This is a genomic window from Luteitalea sp. (assembly GCF_022842525.1).
In the GTDB taxonomy this organism is placed as follows: Bacteria; Acidobacteriota; Vicinamibacteria; order Vicinamibacterales; family Vicinamibacteraceae; genus Luteitalea.
This window is the reverse complement of sequence record NZ_JALHPM010000022.1, coordinates 16,390-41,227: the sequence shown is the minus strand read 5'-3', so window position 1 is coordinate 41,227 and position 24,838 is coordinate 16,390. Positions and strand designations below refer to the sequence as shown.

Sequence of the window (24,838 nt, the reverse complement as noted above, 5' to 3'; positions counted from 1 at the left end):
CGCACGTGCCCCGGCTTGCTGGCTCCATCAGGCACGGGGGAAGACGCGGCCTAGTACGGAGGAATGATGCGGAGATTGTTCGGCGTGCTCGGCAGTGTAGCGGCACGCGACCAGTTCGCGTCGAAGGTCGTCGAGGCCTGAAAGCCCGCCTGCCGGAACGAGTGAACACCGTTGGACGCAAGGCCGTTGTTGTTGTAGGCACCGAAGAACACGTACCGCCAGTTCACCGGGTTCAACTGAATACCCGTGATCTGTGCCGTTGGCCGCGCGTAGTCGTTGCTGTTGATCCACAACTTGAAGGCACCATCCCTGCTGGAGGTGGTGGTCGCCGAATCAGCTTCAACCTGGACATCCAGCCACTGCCCAACCGGGAGTATCACGCCCGGTGTTGGAGACGCACCACCGTCGATGGCAACAGTCAGGCTGGCTGTCTGCCCCCCGGTGCCGCGGTAGGAAACGATAACCCGGCAGTTATTCCGACCGCAGCCGTCGCCCACCATCAGAATCTTGTTGGTCAGAGTGGTCGGCGAGCCGTCCTGCCATTGGAGGCCGCGAAAATTTGTCTGGGGCGAGAATCGCATGCGCCATCGATAGAAGCGACGCGCGCCCTGCGGCGGGTCGCTGGGCTCGATGTTGCCATTCCAGCCCCAGTAGAACTCACCACCAAAGCCCGACGCGGCAGAGCCGGTGTGGCGCTGGTTCAGCTCATACACGTCTTCGCCCTGTGGACCTGCTTCGGCCACCCGGACGCGGTCGTGAGTCGCAGTTGTTGGCACGGCTCCGTTGGGCCACCCGGCAGCCGGTGCGGCGGCGGCTGAATAGTCCGTATTGAAGAAGACCTGTGCAGAAACTGGCCCCGTCCAGCTCAACGATGCCGCGAAAACGACAACGGCGACTGACTTCACTCGAATCATTGGCGTGCTCCAGAAGCACATGAAGCAAAAAGTGAGCCGATCGCGCACGCCTGAATCCGCGAGGTTTCAAGGCATCTTTGTCGCAGGCGCCACCTTGGAACTGTCAAAACTGCAGGCGCAGTATGTAAAGACGTCCTTGAGGCTTCGATGATCGTGCCCGGCCGCTAAGGCGCCGACGACCCGCTCTCCTACTTTGGATCAAGAATCCGATCGTACGCTTCCTGGATATCGGACACGTATCGATCCAGCGGAAAGTCCTGCACGACCCGTCTGTATCCCGCCTCCCCCATGGCGCAAGCTTTCTCAGGCGCCGCGATGAGCTCCAGCACGCGGGCTGCGAGCACCCGAGGATCGCCCGGGGGAAAGGTATACCCGGTGACGCCTTCGACGACCATCTCGATGACGCCTCCCGCGGCCGAGCCAACGACCGGCTTCCGGAGGGCCATCGCCTCGAGCACAACCATGCCGAAAGGTTCGGGCTCGACGGAGGCGTGGATCACGACAGACATCATGTTGACGAAGTCGGGCACACGGTTCTGATACCCGGTGAAGCGAACGTTTGCCTCGAGGCCGAAGTCGCGCACCAGCGCGTTGAGCTTGTCCACGTAGGGCTGGTCCCCGGGCGTGGAGGCACCTACGAAGAAGCACACGACGTTCGGCCGATGCTTCACGATGTCGCTCATCGCCCGGACGACTACCTCCTGCCCCTTCCAGGCACGAATGTTCCCGACGATACCGATCACTGGCTGTTCGGGGCCGACGTTCCATTCCTGGCGCATAGCGCTCGCCTCACGTGTGACGACGAGCCGGCTCGGATCCAACCCGTCGTACATCACGCGGATGTTGTCGGGCGGGACTCCGCGGGCCACCATCTCGTCCCGCATCCACCGAGCCATCGGGACGATGAGTGCGAGACGACGTGCCAGGAAGCGGTCGACCGCCGTGTACGGCTCATTCATCCCACGTTCGTGCGAGACGCACGGTATGCCGCTCATCATGGCGGCGAGCATCCAGTCGTGATGCCGAGTCACGGCGTTGTTGAGGTGGACGAGCGCGATTCGTTGTTCTCGAAGCCAGCGTGCCTCCTCGCGCACCAGTGCCATGAGCTTCCAGAAGTTCACCGAACGGCGTACGAGCAACAAAGGCAGCTTGAGCAACCGCCCCAGTGCGCCGGTCATCGCGGTGCTGACCTTCCACGGAGCATGCGGCGGACGCACGACCACTTCCGACACGGCGCTGAATTTGGGAATCAGCGCATGTTCCTGATAGAACATCGTTACGGGAGCATAGCGACGGGTGTCGAGCCGCTCCACGAGATTCAGCAGACAATAGTGTGAGCCGCCAATCGTGCCGTCCGTGTTGTTTTCGCAGTACAGAATTCGCCTGGGCGATGACGTGCTGTTCATGGCAGTGTGGCTCGGAATGATACAACAGGGGCGCGGCTGGTTGAGGCGACACCGGGCACGCAGATCCCCTCGAAAGTGCGGGGCCGACAGCGCTCTGAGTAGGCCCTAATGGCTATTTGGTTGCCGCCTGTGAGCGTGACGCGGTGCTCGTCCAGCAGAACTGTGCCGACTGCTGCGGACTCGACATGGTCGTGAAGGATCTCCGCGCACGCGCGTGGACCGGTGAACCTCACAACGTAGTTGGCCACCCGGCTTCTCAGAAGGTCCGCGTCGACAGGACGGCTCGGAGAGCCAGGCCACGGCGGTCGCGTTGAGCTTCACGAGCGTTCTGCATCAGACACGTTCAGGAGCTACCTGCCGTTCGGCTTCGTTGAACTGCTCGGCCCACTGCACGACATTGCGTACGACGTATTCCTGATGTGACAGCCCGGTCAGGATATGTGTCGCGTCTGGCAAGTGCTCTTCGCGGAGCAGCGAGCCGAACCTCACGTCGCGAAACGTCGCCCGATGCTGACCACTGTGATTGTACTCCTCGAGTCCACCGGTCCAGAGGTAGTACATCTGAATACCCCTGGCCACGAATCCCTGGATATCGTTCGCCACGCGCTCGCGAGGCGGGAAGACTCGCACATACTTCGGCACGTCGTACTCCACCCCCTCCGCCTTCTCCACGCTGGTCCGCCTGTCGACATAAGTCCCGCGAAAATGTCGCCAACGGAGACGAAGGGAGTTGCGCCAGGCCCCGAGGTCCAGCAGCTTGGGTCCGTATCGCCGCAGCTTGTACCCCAACGTCTTGTAGGCCCACGCATCGAGGAGGACGAGACCCGTGACCCGCGTATCCGCCGCCGCCGTGTCGTGCGCCATATCGGCGCCCGAACAGAGCCCCATGAGGATGAACCGCTTCGACCCCTTCGTCTTCGCGAGGTAATCCATCGCCTCGCGCGTCTCAACCACGGCGCTTTCCTCGAAGGAGAGTGAATCGCGCCGCTGGTCGCTGTCTCCGATGCCGGAGAAGTCGAAACGTAGACAGTGGAAACCGGAGGCCGAGAGCGCCCGCGCGAGTCGCACGTGCAAGCGACAGGTACCGACCCGGTGGAGGATCCCGGAGTTGAGGAAGAGCACGGCGGGGCGATCTGAGCTCACCGGGCTCGCAGCTTCGGTCAGCACACCGACGAGCGAAGCCGTGGTTCCAAATCGAACCCCCTTCTCCTTTCCGTAAGGCGCCGCTGTCATTGGACCTCCTGCGTCAGATGCAGCACGATCGCCTGCATGAGAAACACCGGGATGAGTGCACCGCCGTTGTCATCTACCTCGTTCCAGCTCCCCTCGCTGGGCACCACTTGGTAGCGTGACTTCGCGCCGGCAGTCTGCATCGCGCCCAGCTGCTGGTACTCTGGTCGGTCGTGCGATGCGATCACCAGTCGCCCGCTGCCCGGCGGTGCAGCACACGTCATGAGGTCGAGCTGCTCGAGGTCGGCACGCAAACGTTGCGTGACCGGAAAACCCATCACGCCCGCCGTCTCCTCGTTGGCGACCGCACTGTGCGAGCCACCGACGCTGTCGTGTCGTTTCTCGAAGATTTCTGCAAGGTAGTCGGAGCCGCGCACGGCAGGATCCCACAGCACCGCCTCGGCGACATCCGAACGCTTCGCCGCTGCCAGTGCTGCGACGGCCGCACCGAGCCGCAGTCCCACGAACGCGATGCGCGTGATGCCCGCCGTGTCCCTGAGCTCGTCCGCGGCGACGCCTGCATCGTCGACCCATTGCGAGAGGCTCACGGCATCCGTCTCTCCAGAGGAGTCCCCGGTGCCGAAATAATCGAAGCGCAGCACATGGAATCCCGCCTTGGAAAGCAGTAGAGCCATCTGACGGAAGGCGCGGTGCGCCCGCATGTACTCTTGACCGAACGGGTAGCAGAGCACGATGCCGACCGCCCGCGCGTGAGCAGCCTTGGGCGGGTGATAGACCCCGAACAGCGACTTCGGGGCACGACCGAAAAACATCGGATTCACTGTCTTCTCACCTGCGCCGCAGGGCGTTGAATAGCTTCTGGCCGAGTCCCTGACTCGAGGGGGCCGGGGACGGGGACGGGGACGTCGTGCTGGACGGCGCCACGGCGCCATCAGGACCGCCACGCCGCTTGTCGCATTCGGCGGCGATCTGCTCGAGTGTTTGCAGCACCATCACCGCCTGATTGAGCCGCACGCCGATCTTCTTGTCGAGGCGTGTGACGATCCGCACGGCCAGCAGAGAATGTCCGCCAATGTCGAAGAAATTGTCGTAGACGCTGACTCGCGGCACGCCGAGAACCTCCTTCCAGATCTCGGCGACGATCGACTCAGTTTCGGTCCGTGGCGCGACGAAGTCGTCGGCGGCACCAAACGGATCGGGGAGCGCGCTACGATCCACTGTTCCATCGGATCTGGTCGGCAACTCGTCGAGATCGACGAAGTTGCTCGGCACAAGGTGCTCTGACAACTTCGCCTTGAGGAAGCGACGCATGTCGCTGACTGTGGCGCTTTCCCCGGGCGCGAACACGACATAGGCGACCAACTTGAGTTCTCCCGGCCGATTGAGCCGTTGCATCACCACACAGCGACCGACGGCCTCGTGGGTCGCGAGGGCCGCTTCGATGTCAGCTAGCGGCACCGTCGGCAGGGCGGTGAGCGCCTGGCGCACGGCCGGCCGAGGCGCCTGAGCGTTTCGCAGCTCAACGAGCAGTGCGCGCACGTCCTTCGGCGTTGCGAACACCTGCGAGATGGCGGGGCCGCCGATGATTCGATCGAGTGCGCGCATTCCCTCCTCGGAGGTGATCGCCTCGTCCAACCCCTGCACGAGCGGCGGGGCGTGGCTTGGAGTTGGCGCGGGCTCGAAGTTGGCGTGTGTGCGACGCATCGCCGTGCGCGAACCTGCACCCTGCAGCTGCGCTGTGTCGGCCACCCGGGTCATCAGAAACTCGGTGATGTCCACGAGGACCTTCCCGGTCTCATCGGAAATCGTCACGTCGAAAACGACGATCTCCTTCGGGTCGAAGTCGCTGGGAACCAGGCGCACATGGCTGCGAATGCGCGCCGACAGGGGCGCGTACATGCGGAGCCTGGTGTACGACAGCGGCACGTAGAAGTCGCTTGCAGCGTTGAAGCCTGGCGCGAGCGCCTCGGCACACGCCGTGGCCATGTCCATGAGTGCGGGATGAAGGTGAAAGGCCTCGAGGTCGTCGACGAACTCCTCGGCGAGCTCGAGACGCGCCAATGCCTCCTTCTCTCCGTATCGTATGGACTTGAGGTTCTTCCAGCGCCTGCCGAAGTCGAGATGTGCGTTCTCTTCCTCGCCTGTGAAGAACGCCTCGCGGACGTTGCAGCGAGCACTGAGTGCGGCCAGGTCAAGGGGTGCGGGTGCCTGTTCGTCGCAGTAGCCTACCGTCGCCGTGACATGCTCCTGCCATGCTGTGGAGCCGTCATCCGTCGTGGTGCGCCCGGCGATGACGAGGGTCTGCCGACCTTCCCCGCGCGTGAGATGCACACGCATTTCTCTGGGCGCGTGATCCTCAACGACAAAGGGCGACATGAACGCTATGTCGCTCATCTCGAGCGTGCGGCCCTCAGGTCGAGCCTGAACTGCGGCACGGGCGATCTCGAGATACGCGGTGCCTGGCAGCAGCGAGCGTCCACCCCGAAGCCTGTGCTCCGCGAGCACCCACTGCGCATCTACCGATAGCTCGGCCGAGAAGACCTCAGCATCGCGGCTCGCCGAAACGCGACGACCGAGCACGGGATGGACTTCTTCGCCCACACCATCTCCGGCGTTCGCTCCGGTGGCGAGCTGCGTGGCCATGCCTACATCCCGCCACGCGCTCCACCCCACCGCAACGGTGAATTGCCCCGTGCGCGCGCTGCGTTCCTGAGCGAATGCGTCAAGAAAAGCGTTGGCGGCCGCGTAGTCGGCCTGACCGGCAAGGCCCGCGAGCGCGGACACGGAGGAGAAGAGCACGAAGAGGTCCAGCGGTGCCTCGCCGATGGCGGCGTCGAGCGCCAATGTACCGCGCACCTTCGGTCCGAGCACCCGCTCCGCATCGTCTCGGGTCTTGAGAGGCATCAAGCTGTCGCCCAATGTGCCGGCGGCGTGGAAGACTCCGCTCAGCACGCCGAACCGTGCTTTCGCTCTGGCGACGACGGCGGTCATCTGCTCGTGATTCGTCACGTCCGCCTGCACCACTTCGACCTCGGCACCGAGCGCTTCGAGCGCTTCTTTTCGGGCCTTGGCTCGAGCCGGCGTCGCGCCACGTCCTACCAGAACGAGGCGGGCCTTGCACGTCGACGCAAGATGTGCCGCCAGCGTGTAGCCAATCCCGCCCATGCCACCGGTGATCAGATAGGCACCGCCGTGTCGGAGCCGATCGTGCACAGGGTCGAGGCGGACTGGCACGAGCTCATGCACGTAGCGATCGGGGCCGCGGAACGCGACGTTCTCGTCTACCGGCTCGCTCGTGACCTCGGCGGCCACGAGGGCCGCGAGCGCATTCAGCTTCGACTCCGTGGCGGGCAGCACGAGGTCGATGGCACGCGAGCGCACGTTCGGAAACTCGCGCGGCATTACGCGTGCCGGACCGAGCGCGAGCGCCTTCGCTGGCTCAAGCACCAGCTCTCCGCCGATACGCTGCAGGTTCGTCGTCAGCACGTTGACGGTGATCGCGGCGTCTGGCTCCTCGTTGTTCAGCGCCTGCGCGAAACCGAGCAGCGAGTGAAAACCAAGGTTCGTCACGACATCGAGTGCCGCCGGCTGCGCCGCGTCTGTGATGCCCCACGCGTGCACGATGCGATCAGGTAGTCCTCCGTCCGCCACCAAAGCGGCGAGAAGCTGTGTGTGGTCGGCGCCGGCTTCAGGGCGCACGGTGAACCGGTCACCGTCGCGCGTCCACGTCGTGCCAACGCTGACACGGAACACGCGACACCCCGTGGCTTCGAGTCGCCGGGCGACATTCTCGGCGAAGCCAAGCGCGTCCACGAACACGAGCACGCGCTCCTCGAGCCTGGCAAGAGGCGCGGGAGGCAGAGTCTGGCGCCACGAGGGACGAGCGAACCAATCCTCGACGCGGGAACGCCGCGCATCGTCCGGCACGGCGCTGGTAGTGGCGACCGGCGCGTCTATCCAGTGCCGTTGCCGCTCCCAAGGATACGTGGGCAGACCGACCCGCAGGCGTTTCTCGTCGGCCCAGAACGCCCTCCAGTCCGGACGCACGCCACGGGCCCAAAGCCGTCCGAGCGCTGTCAACGCAACGCCCTGATCGCCGTCCTCATCGCCGGCAGAGCGCATCGACGTCATCACCAGTTGTGATGCCTGGCGATCAGGATGCTGACGCGCAAGTGTGGCAAGCACACGCCCTGGCCCCACTTCAAGCAGAACGAGTTGAGGGTCGCGCACGAGTTCCCGCACGCCGTCGGCAAACCGGACGGTGTTGCGCAGATGGCGCACCCAGTAGTTCGCGTCCGTGGCCTGTTCGGCGGTGATCCAGGTGCCGGACTCGTTCGAGACGAAGCGTCGCACGGGCGCGTGCATCTCGATGGTCCGGAAGAAGGCGCCGAACTCCCCGAGGATCGGCTCGAGCATGGCCGAATGTGCGGCGACCGCGATGTGCAGGCGCTTGGCGTCGATCTCTCGCGCGGCGAGTGTTTGCTGCAACGCCTCGATGGCCGCAATCGGGCCGGAGGCCAGGCTGAGCTGAGGAGCGTTGACCGCCGCGAGCGAGAGGTCGCCGCCGAGTAGCGGCGCGAGTTCGTCTTCGGAGAGAGGCACGCTCAGCATCGCGCCCGGCGGTACCTTCTCGAACAGACGCCCTCTCAGAGCCACGAGCCGGACTGCGTCGCGAAGCGAGAAGACGCCGGCCAAGTGCGCGGCTGTGTACTCGCCCATCGAATGACCGATCATGGCCGCTGGAACGATGCCCCACGACTCAAGGAGCTTGGCCATCGCGTATTGCGTGCTGAAGAGCGCCGGCAAGGCGAGCGAGGGTTGCTCGAGCGTAGTCGACCCCTCCGCTTCCTGGCCCGCCGCGGGAAGCAGGAGTGCTCGTACCCGGCTCGCCGTCGCCGGCTCGAGGTGTGCCAGGCATTCGTCCAACGCCTCCCGGTAGGCGGGCTCGCTGGCGTGCAGATCCGCCCCCATCGCGGCAAACTGTGCTCCGCCGCCGGCGAACATGAACGCCACGGACGCGTTCTCGGCGACGGTGTCAGAGAAGACGCGCTCCTTGGCGTGCGTATCGAGCAGCTGCCGCGCCTCCTCGGCGCTTCGGGCGGCTACGATGCGGCGTTCCTTGAGCCCCTGCCGGCCGACCGAGAGCGTAAACGCGGCATCGGCGAGGGGGACTTCCGGGTGCGCGTTCAGATGATCCGCGAGATTCGCCGACGCGGTGTCAAGGGCGCTCTTGGTGCGCGCGGAGACGGTCAGCAGCTGCCAGGGCCGCGATGTCCCGGATGCCGGGCGCTCGATCGCCTCCTCCAGGATCACGTGGGCGTTCGTGCCACCCACACCGAGCGAGCTGACGCCGGCGCGGCGCGGACCGAGGCTCTTCCACTCTTTGACTGACGCGTTGACGTAAAACGGGCTGGCGGCAAAGTCGATCGCAGGATTCGGCGATCTGAAGTGCAGACTCGGCGGCAGCTTGCGGTGCTGCATCGCCAGGACCGTCTTGATGAGGCTGGCGACGCCAGCGGCCGTGTCCAGATGCCCGATGTTGCTCTTGAGCGATCCGATGCCGCAGAACGCATTCTTGTCGGTGCCCGTCCGAAACGCCTGCGTGAGGGCCGCGACCTCAATCGGGTCGCCGACCGGAGTTCCGGTGCCATGCGTCTCGACATAGCTGATCGAATCCGGGCTCGCGCCCGCGACAGCGAGCGCCTCGACGATTGAGGCCGCCTGGCCGTCGACACTGGGCGCGAGATAGCTGACCTTGCGCGACCCGTCGTTGTTGATCGCCGAACCTCGGATGATCGCATGAATACGATCGCCGTCCCGTATCGCGTCGCTCAGTCGACGCAAGACCACGACGCCGGCGCCTGAACCGAAGACCGTGCCCTTAGAGTCTGCGTCGAACGGCCGACAGTGGCCATCGGGCGACAGGATCTCGTTCTCCTTGTAGGTGTACCCGAGGCGATGCGGGAGTTCAATCGTCACGCCGCCTGCGAGCGCCATGTCGCACTCGCCGGAAAGCAGACTCTGCGACGCATAGTGGATCGCGACGAGCGATGTCGAGCATGCCGTCTGCACGCTCACGCTCGGGCCACGCAGGTTCATCTGATACGAGACCCGCGTCGCGAGAAAATCCTTGTCGTTTCCTGTGTGGCGGACGAGGAAGAAACCCGTGCCATCCATCAGCTTGCGATTCGGCAGCAGGTTCTGCGCCAGGTAGGCTTGCATCCCGCAGCCGGCGAAAACACCGATCGCGCCACCGAAGGCCTGGGGAGCGTGTCCTGCATCCTCGAACGCCTCCCAAGCGCACTCGAGGAAGAGACGATGCTGCGGGTCCATGATCGACGCGTCGAGTGGCGTGAAGCCCCAGAAGGGCGCATCCCACCACTCCATGTCGTCGAGGATGGCAGCAGCGCGTACATAGCGCGGATCGGCGAGCTGTGCTTCTGTCGCACCAGCCGCGCGCAGCTGCGCTTCATCGAGGACGCGGATCGATTCAACTCCGCCCTCGAGGTTCCGCCAGAACTCGGTCAGTGTACGCGCATCCGGGAAGCGTCCGGCCATCCCGACGATCGCGATCTCGCTGCCGCTGAGGTCTCTCGGTTCGCTCATTCCAGAATCTCAGACGATCAAGTCGTGGGGCGCCGCAGCCGTCGCGCTGCCATGTCGCGTCGCTGCGCCGCCCGGTTAAGGCCACTCTGTACCGTCGCGTGGTCGACCTCGCCGCCCAGATAGCCGGCCAGACCGCGAATGGTCGGGAATCGGAAAAGGTCGGTGATTGACAGATCGCGCTCAAGCGACTTCCTGAGTCGCGAATGCACCTGCACCGCGAGCAGCGAGTGCCCGCCCAGATCGAAGAAGTTGTCCTCCACGCCAACCGCGGGCACCTTGAGCACCTCGCGCCAGATGCCCGCAATGATGCCTTCCAACTGGCCTGCCGGCGCGACCGGCGCTGCCGCCGGAACGACGACCGGGTCGACGCTCTCGGGCGCAGGCAGGGCATTGCGGTCGATCTTCGCGTTCGGCGTCCGCGGCAGGTCGCGGAGAACGATGAAGTTGGACGGCACCATGAACTCCGGGAGAAGGCTACGGAGATGGGCACGGAGCCCGCTCACCCCCTCGGGCGGCGCCTCACGCCAGACCACGTAGGCCACGAGCCGCTTGTCTCCCCCGCCCTCATCTCGGGCAACGACGACCGCTTCGCGCACGCTGGGCATCGCTGTGAGCGCCGCCTCGATTTCGCCGAGCTCGATCCGGTAGCCGCGGATCTTCACCTGGAAGTCCACACGGCCCAGAAACTCGAGGATACCGTTGTCGCGCCAGCGCACCAGATCGCCGGTGCGATACATGCGCGCCGTCGGATCGCGACGAAACGGATTCGGAACGAACCGCTCGGCGGTCAGTTCGGGACGGCGCCAGTACCCGCGCACCACGCTTCGGCCGCCGATGTACAACTCGCCCGGTACGCCGGGGGGTACAGGTTGCTGGAAGCTGTCGAGCACGTAAAGCTCGTTGTTCGCGAGCGGAGTTCCAAGTGGAACGGGACCCGCGGTGCCGTCGAGCGTATGCATCGAGGACCAAATCGTCGTCTCGGTCGGACCGTACATGTTGTGAACGTCGCCTGGCACGAGCCGCTGGAGCTCCGTTGCCAGTGCCGGCGGAAACGCTTCGCCGCCGACACAGACCGTGCGCAAACTCCGAAGCGCATCGCGGCTTCGGTCGTTGGAGACGATCATCCCCGCCATCGACGGCGTGCACTGGAGGTGCGTGACATGATGACGCCCGATCTGCGCGGCGATCGAGTAGTCCGCGAAGGCGGTACGCGCTCGACTCGTCAAGGTACGTAGTCTGTTCAGGAAGGGCAGGTGGCGCAGCACCAGTTCCGATTCCACGCCGAAGTCGACCAGACACGCGATCTCGTCAACGCCGATCCCCTTCAGGCGGTCGACGAACGCCGCGCAGGTCTCGACCGTGCCGAAGAGACCGCTGCTCTCGTAGTAGCGCTCGAACGAGTAGTCGAGCAGCGCGTCCATTTCCTCGGTCGACAGACTCTGGAAGTCGAGCTCCGGCGTCTTGCCATCCTTTCCCTTCTTGAAGGTCGGAAAGGCGGCGGCGTAACCCTTGATGAGCGAGATGCTGGTCGCCAGATACGCCTTCATCGGCGCCTTCACGACCGCCTTCACCTCCGCATCGTCATCGCCGACGAAGGTGTGCAGCATCAGCGAGATCTGCCCGTCGCCCTTGTGACCGGCGGCCTTCCGCGCCTTGCGGTAGAGGGTGATCTTGTCGGCGAGCTCGTCGACGGATTGTCCAAGCAGGTGCGTAAGCACGTTGACGCCAAGTGTGCCCGCGATTTCGTACGACTCGGGGTTGCCCGCCGTCGTGAACCACAGCGGCAATTCCGGCTGAACCGGCCGCGGCAACGTGCGCACCGCGACATCGCCCCGCGGACCCGGGAACGTAAGCGTCTCGCCGCGCCAGAGCCGCCGCACCGTGTCGATCATGTCGACGGTCTTTTTCTTGGAGTCGGCGTAGTTCTCCGGCATCAGGACGAAGTCGTTGGGCTGCCATCCCGCGGCAACTGATACGCCCACCCTGCCGTTAGAGAGGTTGTCAACGACGGACCACTCTTCCACCACGCGTACCGGGTGATGCAGCGGCAGCACACAGCTGCCCGCCCGCACACCGATACGGGTTGTGACGGCGGCGACGGCCGCGCCCGTGACCGACGGGTTCGGATACAGGCCGCCGAAGGCGTGGAAGTGGCGTTCGGGGGTCCAGACGGCGGTGAACCCGTGCTTGTCGCCGAATCGCGCCCCCTCCATCAGGATCCGATAGCGGTCGCGCGCGTTCTCATTCTCGTTCGCCGAGAAGTAGAACAGTGAGAAGCCGACCCCCTTGTGCTGGTTGGCGAGATCGAGAGCCCGGCTCGCGGCGCGATTCTCGTCGGCGTACAAGACGACCTTATAGCCGCGTGTGAGCGTCCACAGGAGCTCGAGCACCGAGATGTCAAAGGAGAGGCTGGTCACAGCGAGCCAGGTGCCGGGCTCGGTGCCGAGCCGCAGGTCCATCGCCGCAAAGAAGTTCACCACATTGCGGTGCTCCACCAATACGCCCTTGGGACGACCAGTGGAGCCCGAGGTGTAGATGCAGTACGCCAGGTTCGCGCCCGTGGCGCCACTGGCGAATGGTGCGGCATCGAGCGTGCCGATGAGCGGCCAGTCGCGATCGACACAGACGACCGTGGCACGCGAGTCTGGAAGTTCGCCGAGCACCGACTCTTGCGTCACCAGGATCTGCACCTGGGCATCGTCGAGCATGAGCGCGAGGCGGTCCGGCGGATACGCCGAGTCCATGGGCACGTACGCTGCGCCGGCCTTATGGATGCCCAGTAGCGCGACCATCATGTCAAGCGAGCGCTCGCAACAGAGACCCACCAGCGTGTCGGGGCCAGCGCCGAGAGTGCGCAGATGACGCGCGAGCTGGTTGGCACGCGCGTCGAGCTCGCTGTACGTCAGGTGGCTGTCCTCGAAGACGGCCGCGATCGCATCAGGCGTGCGCGCCACCTGCGCTTCGATCAGTCGCGACACCGTCTGCTCGGGGTCAACAGGGACCGGCTGCCCGTTCCATTCTCTGAGCACCTGACGCGACTGGTCGGCCGTCAGCAACGGGATGGCGGTCCACTCGGTCTCCGCATCGGCAGCAACGACCGCGGCGAACTGGCGCGCCATCGCGGCGATCTGCTGCTCGGCGAGAACGCTGGCGTCAAACACCCAGCAGCACCGGCCGTCGCGCGCAATCACGAGCGTCAGGTCGCCTTGCGGCGGGAGGCGATCGGCGAACGACTCGACGAGCTCGACGCCCACAGGAAGCGCGAATTCACGTCCGGCCAGTCCCTTGAGGGCCGGACGCCGTGCCACCTCGTCGCGCGCGAACCCGACGCGCTTCCGCACGAGCTCGAGTTCACGCGCCAGGCTGGTGTGCGCGACGGCAGTGCTCGCGGAGGTGTCGAGTGCGACGCGAAAAGGGACGCGGGGCGCGACTATCCGCGAGAAGGTCTCCGACGCCTCGTCAGGGCCGACTTCCCGGAATCCGAGATCGAAGGCAGTACGTCCGCTCAGACGCGCGAGAAAGAGCGCGAACGCCCTTACCGTCGCGTCGCGATCCGCGGCCAGGGGGAGATCATGAAGCTCATACCGTGGCGGATCGGCCGTGACGCGTTCCGCGTAGGGCAGGTCGAGCGGTACCAATGACGAGAGGCGCTCAACCCAGAAACCGGCGAAGCGTGCCGCGCGCGCGGTAAAGGCGTCGAGCTCCGCCGCCGCTGATGCGTCGAAGGCTGGGAGCACGGCCCCGACTGAACCGCCGAGAGCACGCAGCGCATCGGCGCCAGTCAGCGACCTTCCGTCGGGGGACATCAGCTTCGTAAGCGCGAGCGCTCCGTCCGTCGCTGCCACGCGAAGGATGTCGCCTTCGGCGCCAAGCACCGTGCCCGGCGTGGCGCTCGACTCCTCGACGGCGTGCAGCATCCCGGCCAGAACCACTCCGGAGCTTCCTGATATCTTTGGCAATGCCAGCGGGTTCGGATACTGGCCAAAGTCCAAGGCGCGCACCAACGCCGCGAGTTCTGCCGCCGGACGTTGCCAATCAAGAACGGCCAGCGCTTTAGGGCGATCGCCGAGCCCGTGATAGGTGTGCTTCTCGAGGGCGTGCTTCGCACTCGGGACATCGGATGCAGCCAATAGGCGCACGAGCTCTGGGAAGGACTCGACGCCAGCCTCGAAGCACCGCGTGTTCAGCGTGAGCGACGTTTCTCCGTCTGCGACAGGAAAGCGCCGCTGTAGGACGATATCGCCCTCGTCCACAGCATCGGTCATCCGGTGCCAAGTGATGCCATGCTCGCGTTCGCCGGCCATCAAGGCCCACGCCGGCGAGTAGAGGCCTCCGAAGCTGGGAAGCGGGCCGTCGTGGAAGTTCACGGCGCCCCGGCGAGGAAGCTTGAGAGCGCCTGCCGGAACGATCGTGAGGTTGGTGATGCTGAGCAGGTAGTCAAACGGCCGCTCAGCCAGCACCGTTGTGTAGTCGGACTTCTGGGGGACAAGGCGGATCCGATGTTCGGCGCACCACGAGGCAATGGCGGGGGTGTCGCTGATGACGCCAAGAATCGTGTGCCCCGAAGCCATCAATTCACTCGCACAAGCGAGGAGAAGAGCTTCGGAGCCGATGATGTAACAGCTGATTGGGCTTGAGGTCATTTCAGGAGACCCGAAGAGGCGAAGATGCAAGCCGTCTCTCCAGAGCACATGTCGGCACACGCCGCTCTGGATTGAGCGCGCAGCGATTATCGGGTTCTCGACCGGGCGACTTTACCGAGAAGTGACGACCCGAGGTGGCCGTTGACGAGCGGAGGGTCGAAGCACGCGCGTCGCGAGGCGAAGCGAGCCAGCCGCGGCTCCAGTAGTAGGCGATGGATGCGGATTCGCGGACTGCGCTGGTCAGCATGTCGAAATTGCCCCGGTGCGTCGCGTACACGGGCACCGAGGCCCGGCTGACTGCGTAGCCGAGGGCCTCGAACGTCCGGCTGGCACGGAACATGTGCAGTTGGTCGGTGACCAGGATCAAGTGCCGAACACCCAGGGGTCGGAGCATCTGATCCGCCTGGACGGCATTCTCGCGAGTGCTGCGGGACTTCGTCTCTGTCAGAAGTCGATCGCGCGGAACACCGAGCCTGGCAGCGAGATCCGCCATGACAACGGACACTGCGCAGTCCAGACCTTCAGGTGCGCCGCCAGTAAACATGAGGAGTGGGGCGTGCCGACCATCCCACAGGCTGACCGCGCTAAGCACGCGCCGCACGGCCGACAGATTCGGTTGACAGGGACCGACGACCCCAGCACCGGCCACCACGATCATGTCGGCGGTCTCGGGATGGTCGTTGCTGACCAGCAACGGCGACACCAGCCAGTCTGCTAGCGGGCTTTCTTCCAGGGCGAATCGCGAAACGAGGACTAGGACCAAGCCGACGATCAGGCCTTGCTGGAAGCGTCTTCGGCCAAGCTGCATAGCACTCCTATTCTACTGCCGGATGGTGCCGTCGCGTTGGCTCTGGGCCACAGAAGCGACCGCCTGCGAAGCACTGTGCGCGAGTCAGTCCCGTACTTCACGGAATTGCGCCAACCCGACAGAGCCGTCCGCCGTGGCAAGGATCGGCCGCCGCGATTGGCTGGTCCTCTCTACAGGCAGAGATTCCGTGCCCGACGTCGAGAACCAGCTGGCCCACCGGGGTTTTCCCCGACGTCACGCCAGCGCGAAGTTGTCGATACCCGCTGGTCATGTCGCCAGATCGTCGGCCTTCAGCATCACCTTCAGGGCTGCGCGGCTTCGAAACTCCTGCCAGGCCTGCTCGAACTGGGCGAGCGGAAAGGACGCCTGCAGAAAGGGCGCTGTGTCTATCAGAGGCAGAGTCGCGAGCGCCTGCTCGAAATCGGCGCCGCTGCTGCCGACCGAGCCGACGACGGTGCGGTCGAACGACACGATTGACTCGAAGCTGAAGACCTGCGCCGAATAGGGCAGGCCCAGCAGCAGCAGCGTCGCGCCGGTTGCTGAGCGCTCAAGGAGCTCGGTCAGCACCCGCTGGTCGCCGGTCGCTTCCACGATCCAGTCGTAACTGTCGATGCCCACCAGCGACTCGCTCGTCTCGGCGATACCGTTCAACAGCGAGAGCCGACGTCGATCCTGATCGATTGCAGTGACCGCGTGGCCCCAGAGCCTCAACACACGAGCCGCGAGCTGCCCGATGGGACCAGCACCGACAACGGCACAGCGACGACCGCTACTGGTCGCGCCGGTCGCGCCGAGACGCCGAAGGCCCTTGATGACGACCGCGAGCGGCTCGGTGAGTGCGGCTTGCGCCAGGCTGATTCCCTCCGGCACTCGATGCACGTGTCGAGCCCGAGCAACCAGATATGCCGCGTAGGCGCCGTCCTGCCCGACGACGCCAACCTCGCGACGTTCGCGGCAACGTATGGCCTCGTCGCGCGCACAGGCAGGACACTCGCCGCAACCCTGGATGCACTCGACGACGACCCGGTCGTTTTCTGAGAATTCGGTCACTCGAGGTCCAGCCGCGACGATGGTGCCTGACGACTCGTGACCTGGCACGATCGGGTAGTTCGCCATGCCAGACCGATAGTATCCAAGTGTACCCTCTAGAATCTCGAGGTCGGTGCCGCAGATACCGACGTGCGACACCCGCACGAGCACCTCGCCGGGCTTAAGGCTCGGAACCGCTCGCTCTTCCAACTTCGCGCGGTGCGGGCCATGGACGACGACTGCCGGGAATCCAGTCTGAAAAAACATCTCCGCGCGACGAGCAGGATTGGCGATGCCCCGGCTATCCACGATGCCGCTGACGGTGCCACGAAGCTTCTCGTAACGGAAGCGCAGTATCGACTCTGTCAGAGCCAGGAGCCGCCCGGCCCTCGCGGCCAACCACAGGTCGTGAAGCCCCCAAGAGACTTCCCGCCAGATCTCGCTGGGGATGTGGCGCAGGATACGGATTCCGACCCAGCGCGCCGCCATCCCTTCGCGGTGATACCTCCGTCGAACCTGTGACCAAGTTTCGGTGTGGACGTGGATGACGCAAGCCGCCGGCTCGTAGACGACCTTCCGTCCCTGCTTCGTCCAGTACTTCGCCCATTCGATGTCCTCGAGCCCCGGCAGCCCCTCGTCGAAGGCATGCTGTTCCCATAGGGCCTTCGTCACCGCCGAGTTGGCGTTGTTGGCGAACGGCTTATCAGGCTCGACTTCGTGCGCGACGTCTGGAAAGAGGCGCTCGAAGTCTCGACATTCCGCGAACTTGGAGATTGCGTGTCCGCGCTGGCCGCCGTAGACCATTGCAACCGCGTCATCGCGGAGCGGTGCGATCAGCTTCTCAAGCCAGTGTTCGTCGGCGGGAATCGCATGTGCCGAAACGATCGCCATGAACCGGCCGCGTGCCCCACGAATACCTACGTTCAGCGAGTGCCCGAAGGTGAAATCCTCAGGACGCAACCGCACGATCCGCGCCCCGCGCGCGGTTGCGATGTCGCGTGTGCGATCCACCGAGCCCGAGTCGACAAGGAGAACCTCGAAATCTCGGTAGACCTGTCGCTCGAGGGCTGTCAGCACTTCTGGCAACCAGCGTTCCTCGTTGAACGCCCGGATGATGACGCTGGTCTCGGGTGAGTGCTGCGTGCTCATGATGTGCTGGTGTCGAGCACCCGCACGACATGGCCGATCGTATTGGCGTGGACGCGCGCCGCGGCGGCGGGGCTACTGTTGGAGTTGTGAGGGGCCAGGTAGACGTTTGGGAGCGTTGTGAGTGGGCTCCCAGGCGACAAGGGTTCGTCGTCGAAGACATCGAGTGCCGCACCGGCCAGGCGGCCGGTTACGAGCGCCGAAATCAGCGCCTGTTCATCGACGAGTGCCCCGCGTGCGGTGTTCACCAGTATTGCGGTGGGCTTCATAAGGGCGAGCGCGGCTTTGTTGATGAGGTGGCGATTGTCGGGGCGCGAATTGGCATGGAGCGTGACACAGTCGCTCGACGCCAATAGTTCCTCGAGTGTCGTAACGCGCGCACCGTAACGGGCCGCTTCGTCCTCGATCGAGCAGCGGTCGTGCGCCAGCAGCGACATGCCGAAGGCAGCTGCACGACACGCCACGGCGCGGCCGATATTCCCGAAGCCGACGATACCGAGAGTCAACTCGTTCAGTGCGACCAGCGGCAGGCGGTGCCAACGCCCGGCCCGCACGTCGGCGGTCATCGCATCGGGTCGCCGGGCGAACAGCAACAGGTAGGCCAGCACCGAATCGGCGACTGGCGCGCTGAACGCGTCGGGAGTGTTTGCGACCACCACGCCTCGTCGGCGGGCGGCGTCGAGATCGATGGAGTCGATGCCGGTGCCCCACTTGGCGATGATCTTGAGACGGGGCGCCACGGCCAGTACACGGTCGGTCACCTGGTCGTCGCCGCAGATGAGCGCATCAGCGTCCGTCACCAACGGCAGCAGTGCCTCCTCGTCATGGCGTTCTACGGGTGGGTGCAGCACTAAACGCCAGCCGCGGGGCTCGAACGCTGCTCGATAGCTGTCGATGGACTGGCAGGCGCGCGGCGCGGTCACGAGGACGGTAGACGTGGCCGCCATCACGCGAACCCCATCAGGCGACTGACGCGCGCCAGGTCCTCGCGGGTGTCGACAGCCTGGGTTCTAGCGATCGTCGGAATCATCTGTACAGGCAGGTCGTGTTCGAGGAAACGAAGCATGTCGATTGACTCGAGTCGCTCGAGCGGGCCGGGCGACAGCGCCGCGAAGCGGGCCAGCGCAGCCCGCCGGAAGGCGATGACGCACACCTGCTTGTGCAGGGTCCCGGGCGCGAACCGCGACGGCACCATGGCTCTGGAGAGGAACAAGGCGCGGCCAGTCGCCGACGTAACCACCTTGATCGTGTTCGGGTCGCGCGCGTCGCGTTCGCCGTCGATGGGGGCCATGAGATTCACGCAGCCGACGTCCGGCGTGCGGACCAGCCCGTCGATAGCGGCACTGACCATCTCTGGTTCGACCATCGGCTCGTCGCCCTGCACCATGACGACGATCTCCGCCGGATCTCGGGCGCTGACCTCGGCGACACGGTCGCTGGCCCGCACGTGCGACGCGGCCGTGAGCGCGACCTGGCCGCCAAAGCCGACGACGGCGTCATGAATGACGCGGTCGCAGGTGGCCACGAGCACCTCGTCCAGGTATGGACAGGCGACAGTGCCTCTGTAGACGTGTTCGATCATCGGCCGGCCGCCGAGCGGAGCGAGCGGCTTACCCGGAAAGCGGGACGCGCCCATACGGGCTGGGATGACGGCGATGGCGCGCATCAGGCGCCCTCGGTTCCACAGGTCATGGTCAGGGTCACGGTCACGGTGGTCACGAACTCCTGCTGCGGCAGCAACTGCGCGGCGCGACCGCTTCGGACGGCCTCATCCATCTGTTTCGGCACGTTCGGGCATGGCTCCAGTACCGCGACGTAAACGTCGCGCCCAGCCGCCGTATGGCAGGAACACCAACGCAGACAGAGAAGGCGTCGCGGTCATGGCGCATGCGCAGGGATGCGCCAGCCCGGGCATCGTCGTGAGGTGCGTCTGGTGGGACTTCGACAAGCGACACAAGGACCGCTGGCAGGACCACCGCTCGGACTGCGGCGTTCGGGAGCACGACGGTATTGAGTCCCATCACAACGGACTTCTGCGGGCGCACCCTGGTCATTGGCGAGATCCCGTCAGCACACCGCGCAGGAACGCGCCACTTGCGCTCATGATGGTACGCGCCGAGTAACGCCAGTCGCGCGGATCGAGATCGTAAAACGCGAGCGGCGGACGGTAGGAACGAAGCAGGTCACCTACGCCGAGCAAGCCTGCGCGCCAGTAAGCCGGCACGGCGCGACCGTCGGCACGCACTACCACGTGACGGAAGTCCCACCGACTGGGCGTCGTTGGTGCTACGTGCTGCCCGATCAGGTCGAGGTAGTGCAGCCAACACAGGTCGACGCCGGCATAGGGCGCGGCATCGCCGCTCCCGGAGAGGCGTGGATTGGCCTCGATCAGTTTGACGCGGCCGTCGACGGTGTCGCGCTTCATCTCAATCTCGCAGATGCCCACGTAGCCGATGGCCCTCAGGAACTGATCGCACACGTCGTCGGTCTCATCGTCGCGCACCGGTTCGGTGACGCTGGCCGGACCGAATCCGACCGGCTCGCACCGCAGCTCGGTGAACATGGCGCTGGCGATTCTGCGACTCGAGGCGTCATACGCCGCCAGGTAGATGCGCTTGGCAGTGTCGGGGCCTTGAATGATTTCCTGCAGGATCACGTGCGGGGTGTAAGGCTCAACAGCCCGATAGAGCGCGAGGAGTTCGGCGGCCGTGGAAGCAATGGCGATCTTGCGATCGAAGCACGCGTGGTCGTGGGGCAACCGCTGCCACTCGCGGAAGTGCTTCGGCTTGATCAGGCACGGAAACGTCGTCTGACGCCCGAAAGTCTCCACGTCCGCGGCAGCTTCAACCTCCGCGGTGACCGGCATGGGCATACCATGGCGAGCGGCAAGCCCGTACTGCGTCTGCTTGTCGGCCAGCAGGCCCTGGAGTTCGGCGCCTGGCGACAACACGTAGGCGTCGCGCAGCGAAGTGGCGTAGCGCGCGATGGCCGTCACGAACTGGTCGGAGCTCGGGATGAGCACCGGGCGCTGCTCGAATCCACTGGCCAAGTCGAGCATGAAACCCAGCCATGCCTCGCCGTCGGCGTCCGGGTTGGGACTGAGCCTCGCGGGTCCGTAGACCGATTTGAAGCCGGGGTTGCGTGGGTTGCTGTCGAAGCACACCGCGCGCACGCCGCGCCGCAGGAGGCCGCGCACACCAAGGACACCCGTCTGGTAGGCGCCGGCGATCACTGCTGGAGGCCAGCCCGGCTCCGCCCGGACGGGGTTCGGTGCGCCCGGGACGTTCATCGTGGTCATAGTCACCCACTCACCAGCTCGGTGTAGACCCGTTCGTAGGCGCGAACCATATGATTCACGGTGAATCGCCGCTCATAGTCTTCACGCGCCGCGCGGCCGAGCCGCTGGCGCCGCTCCGCATCGACGAGGCCACACAGGGCATCTGCCATGCCGTCGATGTCTCCGACGTCGGCGAGGAGGCCCGTCGTCCCGTGCTGCAGCACGAACGGGTTGTCGCCGACGCGGGTAGCGACGATGGCACGACTGGTCGCCATCGCCTCAAGTACGGCGATCGACATCGCCTCCCAATGCGACGACTGGAAGAACACGTCGATGGCTGGCAACGCCCGGCCCGCGGCGTTTTCGAACCAGCCGGTCAGATGCACGATCTGGTCGAGGCCGAGTTCGTGGCGGCGCCGTTCGAGATCCGCCCGCAGCGGCCCCTCGCCCAGGATGGCGAATCGCAGTGGGGCGCCGCGATCTCGGCACCGTTTGGCGACCTGCAGCAGATCGTCGAGCCCCTTCTGTGGAATCAGTTTGGCGATCGTGCCAACGATCAGGTGCGCGCCGGCAGCGACCTGCTCCACGAACGGCCGCGTGTCTTCGACCCGCGGCTCCGCGATGCCGTTCCAGACCATGTCGACCAACCGGGCCGGAAGGTTGTGCGTGGCGATGATCCGCTCACGCTGCGCGATCCCAACGGCGATAAGGCGGTCGACTATCCGCGAGCCCGCCCACTCGAGCCGGCGTACGGACGGAACAAGATGTGGGTAGTTTCCGAAGTGGAAAGTGTTGACCACTCTCAGACGGGGCAGCAGCACCTTACAGCTCGCCGCGTCCCAGAAAGCCGCCGGGGCGTGGGAATGGACGATGTCGATGTCGCCATCGATGACTGCGCGCCGTAGTTTGAGCGGCGTGAAATAGTCGACTCTACCGTCGGTCCGCTGCGGCAGGGCGAACACGTCGATCCCGTCGCGACGCATCGCCTCGGCGGTCGTGCCGAGGCTTTTGGTGCAGCACACGGCCACGTCGAAGCGGCACCTGTCGAGACGGTGGGCGAGGTCGCGCACCACCATCTCCGCGCCGCCGATGCCGAGACCATCGATGGCCAGCAGCACCTTTACCCGCCGCGACGGCCTGATGGAACCTCTTGCCGAAAGCTGGCTGGCCATGTGCACTCAGGTGAAGCGGGCCGCCCACCCTCGCGGCCCAGCGGCGACTAAAACACTGTATAGATGAACGGCGCGAGCACGGACCCCTGCGCGAACACCAACAGCGTGCCCACGACGACCATTACGATGATCACAGGAAGCAGCCACCACTTCTTCCGCTCCCGCATGAACCCCCACAGCTCACCCATCAGACTCATTCGTCGCTCTCCTAGTACTGCCGACTCAGGTTGCCTGCGCGCCGGCCCTCGGGTCGCGACTTCCAGTAGGTGCCGCCCTCAGGTGCATGCACCATCGGGTTGCCGCCGATCGTGCGCCTGAGAAGCCCGACCGGGGTCAGGACCAGCAGGTACATCACGCCCATCACGATGGGCGTCGTGACCTTCGACATCAGATGCGCCAGCCTCATCCAGGCGCGCTCAACCGGCCCCAGCAGGGTCGGGATGACGAGACCCGCCAGCGACAGCGCACCGCCGAGCGACCCGAGCACCGTTGTCGTGGTCGGATGACCACGCCACCAGGCGATCGCCGCAAAGAGCAGGAACGCGCCACCAACTGTCAGCCCGAAGCGGCGCCCCTGCGCCGCCGTCAGTCGAGCTGGAACTCCTGCTGCCATGCCGCGGACTCCTGCCATTCGGGCTGCCAGCCCTTTTCCAGAACGAACGGTCCCAGCACCAGCACGTCGATGTGGGTCCTCATGAAGCATCGATAGGCGTCTTCCGGCGTGCACACGATCGGTTCGCCACGCACGTTGAACGAGGTATTGACGAGCACCGCGCACCCGGTCTTCTCGTCGAAGGCCTTGAGCAGGTCGTAGTAGCGGCCGTTCGCCTCCTTCGTCACGGTCTGCACGCGCGCTGAATAGTCGATGTGCGTAATGGCCGGCAGGTCTGAACGCGGCACGTTGAGCTTGTCGATGCCCCACAGCTTGTGCTGCTCGTCAGTGAGCGGAATGCAGCGATCCTTGTTGACAGGAGCCACCAGCAGCATGTAGGGCGAGTCAGTGTCGAGTTCGAAGTAGTCGGCCACGCGTTCCCGCAGCACCGAGGGCGCAAACGGCCTGAAGCTCTCACGGAACTTGATCTTGAGGTTCATGTCGGCCTGCATCTTCGGGCTGCGCGGATCGCCGAGGATACTGCGGGCACCGAGCGACCGCGGACCGAACTCCATGCGGCCGTTGAACCAGCCGATGATCTTTTCGTCGGCGAGGTAGCCGGCGACGCGCTCGAACTGCTCCGGGTCCTCCACGCGTTCGTACTTCGCACCCACCGACTTCAGATAGGTTTCGATCTCCTCGGGCGAGAACGCCGGCCCGAGATACGACCCTTGCATGCTGTCTCTGCCGGGAACGACAACCCGAGGCGCCTTGTGTTCGCGATGGTGGACCAATTGCGCGACGCCGAGCGCGCCTCCGGCGTCACCCGCGGCAGGCTGAATCCACAGGTTCTTGAACGGACCTTCGCGGAGCAGCCGGCCGTTGCCGACGCAGTTGAGCGCGACGCCGCCGGCCATACAGAGGTTCGAAGAGCCCGTGCGTTTGTGCGCCGTGCGCGCCATCCGCAGCATGATTTCCTCGCACACCACCTGCACCGAGCGCGCGAGGTCCATCTCACGCTGCGTCAGCTTGCTTTCGGGTTGCCGCGGCGGCGCGCCGAACAGCGCGCTGAACGCGTCGTTGGTCATCGTCAGGCCGGTCAGATACTCGAAGTACTTCTGATTGAGCCGAAAGGAGCCGTCTTCCTTCAGGTCCATCAGCTCCTTGTAGATGAGGTCGACGTACTTCGGTTCGCCGTACGGCGCCAGGCCCATGACCTTGTATTCGCCGGAGTTGACCTTGAAGCCGGTGTAGTAGGTGAAGGCCGAGTAGAGCAGGCCGAGCGAGTCGGGCCAGTGCAACTCGTCGAGAATCTCGAAGTCGTTGCCCTTGCCGTGGCCAATCGAGGCAGTGGCCCACTCGCCCACGCCGTCCATCGTGAGGACCGCGGCTTCCTCGAACGGTGACGGAAAGTAGGCGCTGGCGGCGTGCGACTCGTGGTGCTCGCAGTAGTAGATCCGGCCGGTGTAGCCGAGCTCTTCGTGCAGCTGACGATCGATGTAGAGCTTGTCCTTGATCCAGAGCGGCCCGGCCATCAGGAACGATCTGAAGCCGGCCGGCACGACGCCGAGATAGGTCTCGAGGATGCGCTCGAACTTGAGCAGCGGCTTGTCGTAGAAACCGACACCCGCGAGGTCGCCGACATCGATCTTCGCCTGCTTCAGGCAGAACTCGACCGCTCGGTGCGGGAAGGTCGCGTCGCCCTTCTTGCGGGTGAAGCGGTCTTCCGACACGGCCGCCACGATGGCGCCGTTCCTCAGGAGGGCGGCGGCGCTGTCATGGTAGAAGGCTGAGATGCCGAGAATATACTGGTCGCTCATCGCCAGAGTTGCTTCCGCTCGTTGGCGGAGGTATTCATTGTGACAGCCTACGGCGCCCAACGCGAGTTCCAATCGGCGAGCGGTGCCACAGGTTGGCACTTTCCGGTTGCTCGACCTCCTGGCATCGCCTACTACATCTGTATCGGCCGGGCGTTCTCGGAGCTACACGCCGAAGAGGACTGGTTCGTACATTCGATGAGGGCCGGCGACGACGGCACAGGGCCGTGTTCAGGT

The 24,838-nt window shown here is 65.1% G+C and carries 16 protein-coding genes; all 16 read right to left on the bottom strand.

The window, feature by feature from the left end:
* Positions 1–50: 50 nt before the first annotated feature.
* The 16 genes from Q0C41_RS06895 to Q0C41_RS06820 all read right to left on the bottom strand — a co-directional run bounded on the left by Q0C41_RS06895 (position 51) and on the right by Q0C41_RS06820 (position 24,604).
* Positions 51–914, bottom strand: a complete 864-nt coding sequence (locus tag Q0C41_RS06895) for a hypothetical protein (RefSeq protein ID WP_291982187.1) — start codon at positions 912–914, stop codon at positions 51–53.
* 188 nt (positions 915–1,102) lie between these two features.
* Positions 1,103–2,320, bottom strand: coding sequence for a glycosyltransferase family 4 protein (locus Q0C41_RS06890; protein WP_291982185.1), 1,218 nt, complete (start codon positions 2,318–2,320; stop codon positions 1,103–1,105).
* Between the two features lie 333 nt (positions 2,321–2,653).
* Positions 2,654–3,553, bottom strand: coding sequence for an alpha/beta fold hydrolase (locus Q0C41_RS06885; RefSeq protein WP_291982183.1), 900 nt, complete (start codon positions 3,551–3,553; stop codon positions 2,654–2,656).
* Complete coding sequence (locus tag Q0C41_RS06880) at positions 3,550–4,323, bottom strand: alpha/beta fold hydrolase (protein ID WP_291982205.1); 774 nt, start codon at positions 4,321–4,323, stop codon at positions 3,550–3,552. Before Q0C41_RS06880 ends, Q0C41_RS06885 begins: the two co-directional genes overlap by 4 nt.
* Before the next feature lie 16 nt (positions 4,324–4,339).
* Positions 4,340–10,117 (bottom strand): type I polyketide synthase, encoded by a 5,778-nt coding sequence (locus Q0C41_RS06875; RefSeq protein ID WP_291982181.1) that lies wholly within the window; start codon positions 10,115–10,117, stop codon positions 4,340–4,342.
* Positions 10,118–10,134: 17 nt separating this feature from the next.
* Positions 10,135–14,688: a MupA/Atu3671 family FMN-dependent luciferase-like monooxygenase gene (locus tag Q0C41_RS06870; protein ID WP_291982179.1), complete on the bottom strand. Its 4,554-nt coding sequence runs from the start codon at positions 14,686–14,688 to the stop codon at positions 10,135–10,137.
* Between the two features lie 73 nt (positions 14,689–14,761).
* Complete coding sequence (locus Q0C41_RS06865; RefSeq protein WP_291982177.1) at positions 14,762–15,568, bottom strand: YdcF family protein; 807 nt, start codon at positions 15,566–15,568, stop codon at positions 14,762–14,764.
* A 267-nt stretch (positions 15,569–15,835) separates the two neighbouring features.
* Positions 15,836–17,746 carry an alcohol dehydrogenase catalytic domain-containing protein gene (locus tag Q0C41_RS06860; protein ID WP_291982175.1) on the bottom strand — a complete coding sequence of 637 codons (1,911 nt, stop codon included), beginning with the start codon at positions 17,744–17,746 and terminating at the stop codon, positions 15,836–15,838.
* Positions 17,743–18,690 (bottom strand): phosphoglycerate dehydrogenase, encoded by a 948-nt coding sequence (locus Q0C41_RS06855; RefSeq protein ID WP_291982173.1) that lies wholly within the window; start codon positions 18,688–18,690, stop codon positions 17,743–17,745. The genes Q0C41_RS06860 and Q0C41_RS06855 overlap by 4 nt, the downstream gene beginning before the upstream one ends.
* On the bottom strand, positions 18,690–19,409 hold the full coding sequence (locus Q0C41_RS06850; RefSeq protein ID WP_291982171.1) for a 3-deoxy-manno-octulosonate cytidylyltransferase: 720 nt from the start codon (positions 19,407–19,409) through the stop codon (positions 18,690–18,692). The genes Q0C41_RS06855 and Q0C41_RS06850 overlap by 1 nt, the downstream gene beginning before the upstream one ends.
* The gene (locus tag Q0C41_RS06845; RefSeq protein ID WP_291982169.1) at positions 19,409–19,531 is read right to left on the bottom strand and encodes a hypothetical protein; all 123 of its coding nucleotides are present in this window, start codon (positions 19,529–19,531) and stop codon (positions 19,409–19,411) included. Before Q0C41_RS06845 ends, Q0C41_RS06850 begins: the two co-directional genes overlap by 1 nt.
* A 262-nt stretch (positions 19,532–19,793) precedes the next feature.
* Positions 19,794–21,041: a hypothetical protein gene (locus Q0C41_RS06840; protein ID WP_291982167.1), complete on the bottom strand. Its 1,248-nt coding sequence runs from the start codon at positions 21,039–21,041 to the stop codon at positions 19,794–19,796.
* Between the two features lie 2 nt (positions 21,042–21,043).
* A complete protein-coding gene (locus Q0C41_RS06835) occupies positions 21,044–22,192 on the bottom strand; it encodes a glycosyltransferase family 4 protein (protein WP_291982165.1) in 1,149 nt (382 codons plus the stop codon).
* A 47-nt stretch (positions 22,193–22,239) separates the two neighbouring features.
* Positions 22,240–22,389 (bottom strand): DUF5989 family protein, encoded by a 150-nt coding sequence (locus Q0C41_RS06830; protein ID WP_291982163.1) that lies wholly within the window; start codon positions 22,387–22,389, stop codon positions 22,240–22,242.
* An 11-nt stretch (positions 22,390–22,400) separates the two neighbouring features.
* Complete coding sequence (locus Q0C41_RS06825; RefSeq protein ID WP_291982161.1) at positions 22,401–22,805, bottom strand: SxtJ family membrane protein; 405 nt, start codon at positions 22,803–22,805, stop codon at positions 22,401–22,403.
* Positions 22,778–24,604 (bottom strand): carbamoyltransferase, encoded by a 1,827-nt coding sequence (locus Q0C41_RS06820; RefSeq protein WP_291982159.1) that lies wholly within the window; start codon positions 24,602–24,604, stop codon positions 22,778–22,780. Before Q0C41_RS06820 ends, Q0C41_RS06825 begins: the two co-directional genes overlap by 28 nt.
* Between the last annotated feature and the right edge of the window lie 234 nt (positions 24,605–24,838).